The organism is Alteromonas sp. K632G (assembly GCF_017653625.1).
GTDB classification, from domain to species: domain Bacteria; phylum Pseudomonadota; class Gammaproteobacteria; order Enterobacterales; family Alteromonadaceae; genus Alteromonas; species Alteromonas naphthalenivorans.
In genome coordinates, this window is sequence record NZ_JAGGDM010000005.1 from 168,885 (window position 1) to 183,632 (window position 14,748).

Below are 14,748 nucleotides of genomic sequence, written 5' to 3' on the forward strand. Positions count from 1 at the left end.
TGAGGTTTTACGATGACTACTGTCATTTTTTCTCATGGAAAAGAAAGTGGCCCTTGGGGCAGTAAGATCACTACATTGTCTAACGTAGCTAGCGATGTTGGCTTTGATGTTATTAGTGTGGATTATCAGGATTTACCTTCGCCAGAAGATCGCATCACCCGATTGGTTGATACGGTAGAAGCGCAAGGCAATGAAGTTATACTGGTAGGATCTAGTATGGGCGGTTACGTGTCTTTGGTGGCCGCTGAGCGTGTGTCTGCACGGGGTTTATTTTTACTAGCGCCGGCGCTGTATATGCCAAGCTACGAAGTGCAAGAATATAACTACACCGGAAAAACGAGTGTAATCCACGGCTGGAATGATGATGTCATTCCTGTTAGCCACAGTATAGATTATGCGAAGTTGCGTAATTCTCAGTTGTTACTGCTAGAAGACGGTCACAGACTGTCGAAAAGCATGTTTGCGATATCGCCTTTCTTTCGCAATTGGTTGCATCCGTTTACACTGAACTAACGGAAGCTTTGCTGCTGTAACGTTTTTCCTGTTGTCTTACCAGCTTGGTAACGCACAACAGGAAAAATGTGTCATTATAGCGGTACAGATTAGCGGGAATAAGGCCGAGGGTATGGCAATAGGTTTACCGTCTGAACCAGATTGGAAAGCGCTGATAAAGTCGGGTTGTCGATTATTTGTGGGTGGTAATGCATCAGTACCTTACGCACTGATTCAGCACCTAATTGATAATAGCGATGGCTTTAGCGATATTGAACTAGTACACATGCTTGCACTTGGCGATACGCGCTGGGTCAATGATGAGTACAAAAATCTATTTAAAGCCAATACCTTCTTTATTGGTGGTCAAGCGATGCGGCAAGCTGTTGATGAAGGCCGAGCCGATTACACCCCAGTTTTTCTCTCTGAAATTTCAAGTTTGTTTAGTGATGGCACGCTGTCTTTAGACGCCGCGCTGGTAAATGTAAGTCCTCCTGATGAATTCGGCTATTGCTCCTTAGGTGCGGCGGTTGATATTGCCATGTCGGCAGTGCGTCAAAGTAAATATGTGATTGCACAAATTAACCCGCAAGTTCCCCGAACGGCTGGTCATTCCTATATTCACGTCAGTGAAATTACCGCATGTATTGAAGCGAACGAACCCTTAGTTGAAGTTATGCCGCCACCTATTGATAGCGTGGCCGAACGTATTGGGCAGTACGTTTCCATGTTGGTTGATGATGGCGCTACCTTGCAATTTGGTATTGGTAAAATTCCAAGTGCCACCCTTAAATACCTGTGCCATCACAAAGATTTAGGTATTCACAGCGAAATGCTTACCGACAGTATTATTGAGTTGTTAGCATCAGGTGCGGTTACTAATAAGAAAAAAACCTTCCACCCAGGCAAGGTGGTAACCAGTTTCGCTATTGGTACCCGTAAGCTCTACGATTTAATCGATAACAACCCGCATATTGAATTTTACCCTAGCAGTTATGTGAATAAACCCACCAATGTTGCCAAGAACGACAATATGGTGGCGATTAATAGTGCGTTGGAAGTCGATTTAACGGGGCAGGTGGTTGCCGACTCGCTAGGATATGATTTTTATAGTGGTATTGGGGGGCAGGTCGATTTTGTAACAGGCGCATCTATTAGCAAAGGGGGGAAAGCCATTATTGCGCTGCCATCAACGGCAAAAAATGAAACCATATCTCGCATTACGCCACGTCTTGCTGAAGGGGCTGGGGTAGTAACCTCGCGGGGCAACGTGCAATATGTTGTTACCGAGTACGGTATTGCGTCTCTTAAAGGTAAAAGTATTCGTGAGCGAGCGCTAGAGCTTATTCGAGTAGCGCACCCTAAGTTCAGATCTCAGCTATTGGAAGAAGTCAGGCAGCATTATTGGGTACCGCATTACCAAGAAAAGTACCCGACAGATATTCCCGAGCTAGGCGCTATTCAGCTTAAACGGCTAAATATTCAAGGCGAAAAATTTTATATGCGCCCGCTGAATCCCGCTGATGAACGCCGCCTTCAAGAGTTTTTTTATTCGCACACCAAAGAAACCCTGCGACTTCGCTACAACTACGACCCCAAACAAATGTCGAGAGAGAAGTCGTGTAACTTGGTGAGTGTAGATCAAACCTCTGACGTGGCCTTGTGCATAGTGCGCCAAGAAGGGTCTCGAATTACCATTCATGCCGTGGGCCGGTTTTATTACAACGCCAGCAATAACTCCTGTGAAGTGGCGTTTGTTACCCGAGAAACACAGCAGGGTAAAGGCATGGCAAGTCGGCTGTTGAACGAACTCATTCGTATAGCGAAAGCGCGTGAAATAAATCAAATGGTGGCCTATGTCAGGGGAGAAAATACCCCCATGATCACAATCTTTGAACAAATGCAGTTTAAACGGCTTTTTACCGGTGACCCCAGTGACGTTGAATTGGTATTAAACGTGAGTGAGTTACCATGACCATTCGAATTTATCGCACTAAACATGGCGTTAAACATGACTTAGGCTCAGAGCATCCTGAGTCGCCAGATAGGTTATATGCAATAGACGACCAGCTATTAGCATCGGGTTTAGAAATGGTGTGTGAACACGCGGATGCAAAGCCTATCGCTGAGGCTTACCTTACCTTGGCGCATAGCCCAGAGTACGTGCAAAGTGTATTTGCCCGGGCGCAGCATCTGTCTGCATCAGCAAAAGCACACCCTGATGCAAATCATAAAGACAACAACCCAGTCACTTGGTTAGATGATGATACCGGCATGATGGAATATACTTTGCCCGCCGCATTAGAATCGGCAGGGGCAGGTTGTAATGCCGTAGATTGGGCCATGCAGGGCGATGATAGGCAGGCCTTTTGTTTAGCGCGTCCGCCTGGGCATCATGCTACCTACGATGGCTCAATGGGCTTTTGCCTATTTAATAATGTAGCCATAGCTGCACGCTATGCTCTACAAAACTATCAGCTTTCTCGTGTGGCAATTATCGATTTCGATGTTCATCACGGTAATGGCACTGAAAATATTATCGCAGGGGATCAACGCATCATGATGTGTTCTAGTTTTCAGCACCCGTTTTATCCTCATAGCGGTGCGCCTGTGTCAGCAAGCAATATTTTATCTGTGCCTATAGAAGCGGGTTCTACCGGCGAAGTATTTCGAGAAAAAGTATCCCATTGGTTTAATGCGCTAGAGAATTTTCATCCCGAGCTTATCTTTATATCGGCAGGATTTGATGGCCATGCTGAAGACCCTATGGCGCATCTTCGCCTTACCGAAGATGACTATTTTTGGGTGAGCCAGCGCATCAGGCGAGTTGCTGATATATGCTGTAATGGCCGTGTTGTGAGTACGCTTGAGGGGGGGTATGACTTAAGTGCGCTTGGGCGCAGTGTGGTGGCACATTTGAAAGGGCTATCTCACCCCTAACCGTGCGGGCTGCAAAAACACCCATCAGCTTCGGTTTTCACCACGGCATTGATGTAAGACGAACTTGTTGCATACCCGCTAATTTCATCCACTAAATTTTTACCGGTAAAACAACCGTACCCCGTAGCGTAAGGCCCTAAATAGCGAAGGTTATACTGGGTGTCTACAACAATAAGGGTAGGTACCGAAGGCAATATAGAGGCGAGTTCTGGCACATCTTCAATGTCTAGCGTCAAGCCGCTGTAGCCTAATTGACCTAGGTTGTTGATCAGCTGAGTTTGATGAGAATCGGTAAGGGTGTCGCAATAACACTTTTCCTGCGTACCCACATGAACAATACTGCCAGCAGGCACATCATAGTCTTTAAGCAGAGATATCAACGAAGCGTCAAAGGTGACGCTTGTTGATTGATGCAGCAAGGTGCCTTTAGGGTCGAACTCAGAAATTTGACGCTGGCTATAAAACAAAACAGCACTTAGTAAACTAATTGCCCATACCAGCAACAGCGTCCAACTTCCCTTTTTCGACATTACAGCTTAAAGCGACCTATAGCACCGCGCATTTGTTGTGAAATTTGAGACAAAATTTCCACTTCTGCTGACAACGATTCCGCCGTAGCGAGCTCTTCAGAAGTCAGTTCACTTAACCGAGCTGTACTTTGTGCGATGGAAGCCGATGCGGTTTCTTGCTCAACGGCAGAGGTCGCAATTTCAGTCATGCTTTCACTGGCAAACTGAATTTGCGTGGTGATTTCAGACATTGCTTGGGTAGCAGTATCAGCCGACAGTACAGCTTCATCAACAAGCTGAATACAGGTTTGCATCTGGTCTACCGAACTTGCCGTTTGACTTACTAATTGCTCGGTTACCGAGGTGATTTGATCAGCACTTTCTTTTGAACGAATGGCCAAGGTACGCACTTCATCAGCAACCACTGCAAACCCTCTACCGTGCTCACCAGCACGCGCCGACTCGATGGCCGCGTTTAGTGCCAGTAGGTTAGTCTGCTCTGCTACTGACGTTATGGCACGCATGGCTTCTGAAATGTGCGAACATTGCTCGTTAAGTGCAGTGTTAGTTTTTGCGGCATCATTTAGCGTACTACGCAGCGAATCTATGGTTCGACTGGTGGACACGATAGAGTCGCGAGTTGAACCTGAAGAGGCCTCTGCCGCAGACGCTTTGTCACTAGCGCGGGTTGTCTGTTCAGCAGACATTTGCATGGTTTGCGCAATTTCTTCAGACGAAGCAGACACCATGGCAATTTCTTGGTCGGTATTGCGGCTAATCTCAAACATATTGCTAGCCGCCGTTTCCATTTTCTCACAACCTTTAACGACTTCATTCATTAATGAAGACGCTAAAGCAACCAAGTCTTTAACTTGGTCAATAAGTTCGCCAAATGGACGAAGTATTTCGTTTTCTCTCTCAAAGGATACAGATAAATCTATTTGCCCTTCAGATTTCTGCATATTCTCTATAGCGATACGTAACTCTGCGGCGCCAGCACCTTCTTGATGGGCTTGTTTGGTCATGTACATCAAAAGGCCACCTTCCGCTACTGCAAAAGCCGCGTGCATTAATAATATAGGGAACGTTAGGTCTCCCTCTTGAAAGATAAATACAGGAGCACCTTGCGTAGCAAGAATATAAAAGCTGATGTGATGTACCGCAACCACGGCAGTGGCGGTTGCAATAACCTTCCAGTCTCTGAAATAAGAAAGAAACGCCAGTGTCACGAATATTTCAAAGTGCATTTCAATAAGCCCGAAGGTTTGATGAATATGCAGCGCTGTGAGTAATTGTATGCCAATGGCAACCGCACGACGGCTAATAACCGACTGGGGCTGTTGAAAGCTGAAGTAAAGAGGTAGAGCAGCGATAGGAATGCCAAGCACCACGGCAGTGAAGATATCGCCTGTCACGAAGCCAATAACAAAAGAAATGACTAGTTGGATCAGTATTACCACTCGAAAGATCTTGTGTCCTTCTAGTATCCAAGGGTACTGCATATTGTTTTCTCTCCACTAAAGCAGTTTGCCTAAGTGTAGGCAAGAAATGCAAAGCGCGCTATTTTGACCAATCATACGATTAAAAAAATTAAAATCTATTAGCCTTTGTACTAATGCGTTGAATGTTAATTATTTTTAATGAATTTTAATGGTTGGTTAAACGCTAGCTACAGCCAGCGCTTCCACAGCATCGCTACCAACATGCAGATGCTTAGCGCTCCCATTCCAAGCATTAAATATAAAAAAGCATTGGCAGATTCGGTACCCGGTAATCCGCCTACGTTCATGCCGAACACACCCGTTAAAAACGACAAGGGCAAGAAAATCGCCGTTACCATCGACAATACGTACATGCGCACGCCTTGTTGTTCCGCTATTCGGTTTCGCAATTCGTCTTGAAGTACAATTGCTCTTTCTCGCAATAAGTCCATATCTTCTACATACCGGCTCATGCGGTCGGTTTGCTCACGCAGTTCAAAACTCTGATTTTGCGATAACGCATCGGGTAAACGAAGTAGGGCATCTAACGCATCACGTTGTGGCGCAAGGTAGCGCCTGATAGATGCGGCTTGGCGTCTTACAATAGATAAATTTTGCCTATCTTCCTTTCGAAGTTGTTCACGGGTTTCAAACCCTACTAGGCTCTCGTCCATTTCATCTACCGTGTCCAAAATGGTGTCAGCGACTTTCGTGATCATGTTCAGCAATAGTGCTGATGGGCTTATAGGTACCTGTGCCGAAGCTATTTCATCTCGAAGGTTTTGAATGGAGGCTAATCGCCTGTTTTTACGCCGAGCACTTACAATAATATTTTTGTTGTACCACGTACGTAGCGACACCATATCTTCTGGGTCGGCATCAGGGTTTTTATTGATGCCTCGCAAATACACCAAGGTTCCCTGATGTAGGGTCATGGCTCTTGGCCTTGTCTCTAAAGCAAGTAAGCTGTCTATAACCGTTTGGTGTAAGCCACTAGATTGCAATAAGGTGCCAGCGTCTTCAGCATCTGATTGGACATGCAACCAAAGGTATTCATCGCTGAACGAACATTGTGCTAAGGCGTCGGGAATGGCTTTCGCTTCAATGGTTTTAGTTTCACCATTGGGAGATAGTAAATAAGCCCATAATAAGGCTTGAGGAGTTGAGGCTGCGTGCATATGAACCATTACCATCAGAAAAAGTTACCTCATACTACGCAGAGATAAAGCCGCTTGCCATCTAAAAACAAACGCGCCTGTATGAACAAGGCGCGTTTGGTTTTTACGTTGGTGGCGTGTTTGCCTCAACCGGTTTAGTCTCAACCTACTTCTGTGAATGAGATTTGCTTTGCCCGCTTCTGTTACGGTTAACGTTGCTTTGCCTGCTTACGCTTCTCTCTCGACTTACGCTTCTGTCACGACTAGTGCTGCGATCAACATTTCGTGTAGCACGTTGTTGCGACATTGACGAACGGTTAGACGCTGTACGAGTATCCCTAGTTTGCGTATTTCTAGCGCTAGTTTGCGCCCGCTTTACATGAGTAGAAGCGCCTTGCTGGTACTTCTGCCCTGAAGCCTTATTACTCTCACGCTTCATGGTCTTAGTAGTCGTGACTGTTCGTGGTGTTTTTAACTGCTTGTTTGCCACATTTACATTGCGCGAAGTTTGCCCTTTAAGTTGGTTATTGTGTTGTATGTTTCGATGATTATTTTGAGAAATGCTTGTCTGCGTGTGCCTTGAAGACTTAGCGTTGATAACCCTAGTGTTACCACGCTCGTTGCTTCTTACTTTCACTGAACGATTGGCGCTATATCGTTTAGGCGCACTATGTACTACGCGGTTAGAGTAGCGGGCTCTGCGGTGGTCAGCATTATGCTGCCAGCGCTGATAACCTTTGCTATAAACGCGTTTATTGGGGGTGCCTCTGTAATAATGGCGCACTGGTTCTCTGTGGATCACTACATGGCGATTGCTCCAACGAATACCACCAAAATAGAAGAAGCTTGAAAGCCTAACTTGCGGTGCCCAGAAAAAATTCCCGCGATGACGGTAGCTAACCCTATGATGCCAGTGCACAGGCGCTATGGCATGAGACCAAAGCCCAAACACAATAAGCGGGTCGTAGTAAGGCACGTAAACCACATCTCTATGGCGAGGTGCGATAACAATCACGCTGCGCTCTTGTTCTATCTCACGTTCGACTTCAAGATAATCATTCGATTGTAAGTTACCGGTGTTAAGGGCGTGTTGGCGAAGCAACTGCACTCTATCCAGTACACGGGCTTCACTAATTAGCACGTTATCACCAAGTTGCTGTAACCAATTAAGATCTTCGGCCATGGTGTGCAGAATATCGGTAAATGCAGCCAAGGCTTTTACACTCGGATCCCAAGTAACCGGGTCTAGCGCTTGCTCTACTTGTTCAGGGGTAAGGTGCAAATTGCTTTGACGCCACCTGTCTGCTGCCACTACATCAAGAGGGTAGGTGGCCGCAATCATAATATGAGTAAGCAAGGTGTCAGGGTAAAGTGCAATAGGCGCAAGTAAGCTATCTAGCTCAGCGTCTGAATACTGGTAGTTATCTACCTTAGTTTCTGGCTCAACTGATGCTGAAGCCAGCATGGGGAATGAAGTAGATAGGGTTCCCATGGCTACGAGTAAAGCTAAAGTCAGTTTTTTCATACGTTCTCCTTACATTACTCTGCATGGAAATGCTTAAACTAAGCACTTTTTACAGGCAATGTCACAAAGTCTGTATGTGTTATAACGCTTCTGGTATTAACGTAACCTGAACCAACCTGAATTAATGTTATTCAGGTTGGAATAGATTGAATGGAAAAGTGACTTACTTAAAAGAGTGGGGGTCGAATGCATGTCCAAGTTTTTCAGTCTTGGTTTTGATGTAGTTCTTATTGTCTTTTGTAATACCATGATCGATAGGTTTACGTGCCACTACATCAATGCCTAACGATTTTAACGCCGCTAGCTTCTTGGGATTATTGGTCATCAACTCAACGCGCTGTACACCCAAGGTATCAAGCATTAGCTTACAAATATCATAGCTACGTAAGTCGGCATCAAAACCTAAATGTTCGTTGGCTTCAACCGTATCCATGCCGCTATCTTGTAAATTATAAGCGCGAATTTTATTCAGCAACCCAATACCACGACCTTCCTGACGAAGGTAAAGCAACACACCAAAACCATTTTCGGCAATGTTTTGCATGGCTTTTTCTAACTGAAAACCACAGTCGCAACGGGTGCTGAAAAGTGCATCTCCCGTTAGACACTCAGAATGAATGCGGATCGGCACTACATCGTTTTCTTTCCATTCACCATAGGAAAGCGCCACGTGCTCCTGTCCACTGGTTTCAACGAAACCATGGATTTTAAAATTACCATGACGAGTGGGTAATTTTGCGGAACTGACATATTCGTATTTAGGTTGTTTGCTGCTCATGTTACTTCTACACCTGGATCATAAGCGTTATGTGGGGGTGTTCTTGCCTTTTACAAGGGCTTGAGACAGGTACAGCTCCCCATTCATTAATTCGCGAATGTTACAATATACCCCTTTTAAAGTGTAGCAATACCATAGCCTAATCGGTTTTAGGTTATAACGGTTTGAAGTCGTCAAGCAACGCGGGCTCAGCTACACCGTAACCTTGGGCGAAATCGATGCCCATATTACCTAGCTGTGTCATAGTGGCATCAGACTCTACAAACTCACCTACAGTCTGCATTCCTAGGGCTTTGGCGACATCTTTAATGGAAGACACCATAGCGACATCAACAGGATCTGCTCGCATGTCTTTAATGAAGGTACCGTCAATTTTGACAATATCGACAGGCAGGTGTTTTAGATAACCATATGACGCAAACCCTCTGCCAAAATCATCTAACGCAAATGAACAGCCTAAACGATGGAAAGTACGCATGAAGTCGATAGTGTATTCCATCTTGATAATGGCGACAGACTCAATCATCTCGAAGCAAATTTTATCGTAAGGTATTTTATAACGCTCAAACGCGTTTAACACGAAAAGTTTGAAGTCTCTGTCGGCTAAGGAATGGCAGTTTAAATTAATACTACAGCGCTTGAGTTCAGCCAAATGCTCGGGATGCTCACTTAGCCAATTAAAGGTATTAACAATAACCCACTTATCTATTTTCACGTTCATCTCGAAGCGTTCAGCGGTAGGCAGAAATGCGGCGGGCTCTACAATGCGACCATCAGTTTCTTTCATGCGCAGAAGCACTTCATAATAATGGCCGTCATTGGGTCGACTTAATGGTCTAAGCGGCTGGTAGTAAAGTAAGAATCTGTCTTCTGATAATGCCGATTGAATGCTGTTTACCCAATCCAGCTCATTTTGGTAGCGCAGCATGCTTTCATCGTCTTTGCTGTACTTATGAATTTGATTACGCCCCTGCTCTTTGGCGTAATAACACGCGGCATCTGCCATGCAGATATATTGCTCTGCACTGGCGTCGGGGTCGGTGCACACTACCATGCCAATGCTAACCCCCAAGCTAAATATGCGGTTTTCCCATGAAAAGCGGTAATCCTGAACGGCATTTAATAATGCGGTTGCCTGTAAGTAAGCTTGTTCTTCCGGCTGGTTTTCAAAAATAACACCAAATTCATCGCCGCTTATCCGCGCTAGCATTGCCTCATTAGGAAGTGATTTTTCTAGCAAGTGAGCAATATCTTTAATAAGGGCATCGCCTGCCTTATGACCAGAGGTGTCGTTAACAATTTTAAAGCGATCTAAATCGAGATACAGCACGCACGGTGGAATGGGTGACTTTTCGCTTAGTCTAGCGGTCAGAGTAGTTTCAAACTGACGCCTATTATAAACCCCAGTTAGCGAGTCGTGTGTCGCCATAAATTGTAGGCTAGAGTCTGACTGCTTTTTCTCCGTAACATCGATAATAGAGCCATATAAAAAACTACCACTTTCATTTTCTCGTACCTGACAAGATATGGAAAACCAAAATGCACTACCGTTGGCGCGCATTCCTTTAATTTCCCGCGCCGCTACCTGCCCGCTATGAAGTAGTTCTCCTACCAGTACGTCGCGGTCTTCCGCATTAGCGTAAAACTGCTTGGTGTTTTTTACTTCTGCTAACATTTTCGCTTCATCGGTATAGCCAAACAGGGCGCACATGGCAGGGTTAACTGTCTTTAATTCCCCGTCTAGGGTAGAGGTGTATAGGCCTTCACTGGAATTTCTAAACAAATCGTAAAAGTGATGAAGGCTGCTGATCGTAGCTTCACTTTCAGACAATCGTAACCGGCTCACGTTCTGCTCTTTTAATTCAACGGCAAACCCGATGCAAAGAAGGGACAAAGTCAGCAGGGTTAGAATAATCATGACAATGGGGGCGGTGTAAAAGGCATTGTCGAAGGCGATTTTTACGAATACCGCATAAAGCATGAATACGAACACCCAAGCGAAGGCGAACAATCGGCTTGATGCAAGATTTTGTTTATCCTTAAAAATAAATGCTAAGCCAATATGATAAGCAGCAATAAACGGGCTGGCGGCAAAAAGGATGCGGGTTGCATCGTACGCGCTCGTCGATACTGCCGCGATAGCCATACCAATAGGGAGTGCAAAGGTAAGTATTCTTAGCACTAATGGAATAGGGGAAAACAAACTGTGGGTCACTTTTGCGAGTGTCACAAAGCTAAGGCTAATGAGTACCGCAAAGGTTATTTCGCTCGCATTAGTTAAAGAAGGCCATGTCGCAAGCCCGCCTTGCGCCATAAAAAACAGCGCAAACAATACAAAGTTGGTTACCGCCAACCAGAAACGGGCTGGGGTGCGCTGATATAAGTAAGACAGCAGGAAATAGCCAGTTAATACCGTGAGCATACCCAGTACGATGCCAAGTAGAATAAGCAAGGTTTCATCGTATTGTTCAATCGCCTGTTTTTCCCATAGCGAGATTGGGAAATAGCGAAGACCATCATCATATACGCCAATAACCAGCCGAACATTTTCTTGTGGCGTTAGTGAAAAGCTTAAGCGGATGGCAGAGAAAGGTTTCTTTAGTGAAAAATCCCCTTTACCCGCTTGGTAACGATAAGACTTAATGATTCGAGCATTGCCATCAAGCAAATAAATTTGAAGGTCGTTAATATTAAGCCTGTCTATATTTAGCACTAGGGGAATAGTGCTAAATCCCTCGTTCCTTAATTCATTAGAAATCCAGAGTCGACTATTATTTCTATCAAGCGGAATACTGCTGGTTAAGGGGCTAGAAGGATGAAGGACATCTAAGTACGTCATGGATTTATGCGCGACAAAAAACGAACTGCTTTCGTTAATGGTGGCGACACGAAAAGATTGGTCAATGGTAAGCTCTGATGCAACAGCCGAATTTTGGATGGCGTCGCTTAACGCCCAAGTAGATAAGGTGATACAAGCAATGAAGAATGCCAACATTCCTTTTCTTTTGAATGGCATAGCTACCTTATTAACGTAAATTCTCAAAGATCAGTAAACTAATAGTAACGGAAGATCCTGTTTTTGGGGAAAGAAATAATGAAAAGAATGATGAAAAGTCATTCACGTTTCATCAAATAGATAGTCATACAGGTCCTGCGCATTTTCATTACTTCCTATTGGCTCAAGCCAAATGGCTTCGCAAAGCCATTCGATAAACAACATACAGCTGAAGCTGCCGTTACTTAACGTAACTTGATAGCGGTCGGCTCCCCACTCTTGATTTGTCGCGGTTAAATTAAAAAGCGTACAGAAGGTTTGCTCCCATTGCTGAGTTTTTAACGGTGTACTGGGAAGTGGGGTATCGATAAACAAAGCGTGGCCGTTTATTTTCGACAAGGCTTTGAGGTTTTGAATGGTTAACTGCTGCATGACAAACTCGTGTTCGTTGATGATGAAGGTGGCTTTGAAAAGGGATGCGTATCCCATCTAGCATCATATGGTGTGCTAGTAGCTTCTAACAAAGAATCAGAGAGTGAGAAGTCACCCTTTTCGGCTAATTCAATCGCCTGTTGAAGTAAATGAGTACGAGGAATGACCGCAGGGTTTAGCGACAAGAGCTCAGTTTCTTCTTCTCTTGCTAAACGCAGCTTACGGTAGCTTTCCCACCATGCATCTGCTTTTTCTTGATCAACAAGTGTTACTTGTTTGAACCTGTTTTCCTGACTAACGAAGATATCGTGAAAAGGACACTGAGCCTTGTTTATATCTGCCAACGCCAACTGACGGAAGCAATACGTGTAATCTAGATTCTTGGTCTCAAGTATTTGTAGCCAAGACTGCATGACAGCAAGGCTTTGCTCTTTCTCATTAGTCTCAATGCCCATACGAGATAGCATCAAGTGTTGATATTGGGAAATGAAAGTTGGCTCGAAGGTAGATAAAGCGGCTTTTATTTCATCAACAGAGCAATGTCCTGAAAAGGCATGGGCAAGGGCATTTAAGTTCCAAAGGGCAATACCCGGCTGTTGATTAAAGGCATAGCGGCCTTGATGGTCAGAGTGATTAAAGACCGCGCCAGGCTCGTAATTATCCAAAAAGGCAAACGGCCCATAATCAAAGGTAATGCCATGAATAGACATATTGTCTGTGTTCATTACGCCATGCACAAAACCGTGGGTTTGCCACAACGCGACTAATCTAGCAGTACGCGTTACTACTGCGCCTAGTAAAGCAGCATAAGGATTTGTTGCCGCTTTGCATTCGGCAAAATGATGCTCAATGGTGAAGTCGAGTAACCGCTGTAATTTATCTTTTTGACTGGCATAAAAATAATATTCAAAGTGACCGAAGCGGATATGGCTAGGGGCGGTTCTTATCATCATGGCACCGGTTTCAGGGCGCTCTCGGTACACGGTATCTTCACTAGTAAAAAGACACAGCGAACGGCTAGAGGGAATACCTAAATAATGCTGTGCCTCAGCGCCAATATACTCCCTTAATGTAGAACGTAGTACGGCACGCCCATCAGCGTGCCTAGAGTAGGGGGTAGGGCCGGCGCCTTTTAAATGGAGATCGTGGGGCTGCGCGTTTGAATCGATAACTTCTGCTAAAAGCAGTCCACGGCCATCGCCTAATTCAGGGTTCCATTGACCAAACTGGTGGCCACCGTATTTTTGTGCAAATGCCTGTTGTGTAAGGGGCGTAACAGGAGAGTGTAGCCAATCAAGCATAGTTTGAGGCTGCAGCAAGTGTTCAGGAAGTGCAAGCTCGTTGGCTAGGGTGGTGTTAAACAAGCCTACTCGCATGTCTTTAAGCGGTGCTGGAAGTACAAAGCTACCCAGTTCCGATAGGGTTTCTGCATAGCGATTTAATAAACCCATTAGTTAGTCGTTTCCCGATGGCGTGTCACAATCTATAGGGCGGAAAGTAGCAAAATGTGAAGGCTAATAAAAGCGCCATTTACATCAGTGAGACACAGTGCAACTTATCACAGATTAAAATTAAACTTCCCCTCTATAAAACGTGTATAAAAGACATAAGCTAGCAATAATAAAAAACGGCCTTATTAGGGCCTAAAGGAAGCATTATGCTCACGTTACATCACTTAAATAATTCTCGATCTCAACGTATTTTATGGCTATTGGAAGAGCTAGGCGTTGATTATAATATTGAACACTATCAGCGAGATAGCATCACTAATCTTGCGCCGGAATCGTTACGTGCAGTACATCCACTGGGTCGTTCGCCTGTACTGACTACCCCTGAAGGGGCAATTGCTGAGTCGGGCGCCATTGTCGAGTACTTAGTTCGCCAGCATGGACAAACAAATTTTACCTCTCCTGAGAGCGGTGAAAATCTGCAGCAGTATTTATTTTGGTTACACTTTGCCGAAGGCTCGCTAATGCCACCCTTGGTAGCTAGGTTGGTGCTTGAAAAGGCCCGTCAAAAAGGGTCTAAACCTTTCTTTATCAAACCTATTACGAATAAGTTAATCGATGGAATTTTAAATGCCTATTATGGGCCCAATTTAGCCCAAAGCTTGCGTTATGTAGAGTCTTACCTTGCCCATCACACGTGGTTTGCCGGTGAACAACCCACCGGAGCTGATGTACAAATGATATTTCCATTAGAGTCATTAGTGGCAAGTGGGAATGCCAAAGATTTTCCTGCCATTCGGGAATACGTGAAACGGGTACATGCAAGGCCTGCGTATAAGCAAGCGCTAGAAAAAGGCGGTGAGTACGCATACGCCTAATACCCAATGTTGAGCCCTTCTTTGTTTAGATGTAGGTTTATTTAAATATAGGCCTGTTTAGATGCAGGCCTTTGTGGGTATAGGCTCTGGCGAGGAATAGGATTTAGCTAAAC

The 14,748-nt window shown here is 44.9% G+C and carries 12 protein-coding genes; 4 read left to right on the plus strand and 8 right to left on the minus strand.

The window, feature by feature from the left end:
* Nucleotides 1-12 precede the first annotated feature (12 nt).
* The 3 genes from J5X92_RS07020 (at nucleotide 13) to J5X92_RS07030 (ending at nucleotide 3,432) form a co-directional block, all read left to right on the plus strand.
* A complete protein-coding gene (locus J5X92_RS07020) occupies nucleotides 13-513 on the plus strand; it encodes a YqiA/YcfP family alpha/beta fold hydrolase (RefSeq protein ID WP_013786041.1) in 501 nt (166 codons plus the stop codon).
* Nucleotides 514-625: 112 nt separating this feature from the next.
* Nucleotides 626-2,467 carry a bifunctional acetyl-CoA hydrolase/transferase family protein/GNAT family N-acetyltransferase gene (locus J5X92_RS07025; RefSeq protein ID WP_013786040.1) on the plus strand — a complete coding sequence of 614 codons (1,842 nt, stop codon included), beginning with the start codon at nucleotides 626-628 and terminating at the stop codon, nucleotides 2,465-2,467.
* Nucleotides 2,464-3,432, plus strand: coding sequence for a histone deacetylase family protein (locus J5X92_RS07030; RefSeq protein ID WP_208805193.1), 969 nt, complete (start codon nucleotides 2,464-2,466; stop codon nucleotides 3,430-3,432). Before J5X92_RS07025 ends, J5X92_RS07030 begins: the two co-directional genes overlap by 4 nt.
* Here J5X92_RS07030 and J5X92_RS07035 read toward each other — a convergent pair.
* From J5X92_RS07035 to J5X92_RS07070, 8 genes are all read right to left on the minus strand, one after another.
* Nucleotides 3,429-3,962 carry a DUF6436 domain-containing protein gene (locus J5X92_RS07035; protein WP_208805194.1) on the minus strand — a complete coding sequence of 178 codons (534 nt, stop codon included), beginning with the start codon at nucleotides 3,960-3,962 and terminating at the stop codon, nucleotides 3,429-3,431. The two genes, J5X92_RS07030 and J5X92_RS07035, sit on opposite strands and share 4 nt — an antisense overlap.
* Nucleotides 3,962-5,443, minus strand: coding sequence for a methyl-accepting chemotaxis protein (locus J5X92_RS07040; protein ID WP_208805195.1), 1,482 nt, complete (start codon nucleotides 5,441-5,443; stop codon nucleotides 3,962-3,964). Before J5X92_RS07040 ends, J5X92_RS07035 begins: the two co-directional genes overlap by 1 nt.
* A 167-nt stretch (nucleotides 5,444-5,610) precedes the next feature.
* Nucleotides 5,611-6,600 carry a zinc transporter ZntB gene (locus tag J5X92_RS07045; protein WP_082605070.1) on the minus strand — a complete coding sequence of 330 codons (990 nt, stop codon included), beginning with the start codon at nucleotides 6,598-6,600 and terminating at the stop codon, nucleotides 5,611-5,613.
* 145 nt (nucleotides 6,601-6,745) lie between these two features.
* The gene (locus J5X92_RS07050; protein WP_126872656.1) at nucleotides 6,746-8,104 is read right to left on the minus strand and encodes a DUF3300 domain-containing protein; all 1,359 of its coding nucleotides are present in this window, start codon (nucleotides 8,102-8,104) and stop codon (nucleotides 6,746-6,748) included.
* Nucleotides 8,105-8,267: 163 nt separating this feature from the next.
* Entirely contained in the window at nucleotides 8,268-8,882 is a 615-nt protein-coding gene (gene ribA / locus J5X92_RS07055) for a GTP cyclohydrolase II (RefSeq protein ID WP_013786034.1), read from the minus strand.
* 154 nt (nucleotides 8,883-9,036) lie between these two features.
* The gene (locus tag J5X92_RS07060; RefSeq protein ID WP_126872655.1) at nucleotides 9,037-11,877 is read right to left on the minus strand and encodes an EAL domain-containing protein; all 2,841 of its coding nucleotides are present in this window, start codon (nucleotides 11,875-11,877) and stop codon (nucleotides 9,037-9,039) included.
* A gap of 123 nt (nucleotides 11,878-12,000) precedes the next feature.
* Nucleotides 12,001-12,309, minus strand: coding sequence for a DUF3630 family protein (locus J5X92_RS07065; protein WP_013786032.1), 309 nt, complete (start codon nucleotides 12,307-12,309; stop codon nucleotides 12,001-12,003).
* On the minus strand, nucleotides 12,297-13,760 hold the full coding sequence (locus J5X92_RS07070; protein ID WP_126872654.1) for a protein adenylyltransferase SelO: 1,464 nt from the start codon (nucleotides 13,758-13,760) through the stop codon (nucleotides 12,297-12,299). The genes J5X92_RS07065 and J5X92_RS07070 overlap by 13 nt, the downstream gene beginning before the upstream one ends.
* A gap of 206 nt (nucleotides 13,761-13,966) precedes the next feature.
* On the opposite strand from J5X92_RS07070, the gene J5X92_RS07075 reads away from it, so the two are divergent.
* The gene (locus tag J5X92_RS07075; RefSeq protein ID WP_126872653.1) at nucleotides 13,967-14,635 is read left to right on the plus strand and encodes a glutathione S-transferase; all 669 of its coding nucleotides are present in this window, start codon (nucleotides 13,967-13,969) and stop codon (nucleotides 14,633-14,635) included.
* The last annotated feature ends 113 nt before the right edge of the window (nucleotides 14,636-14,748 follow it).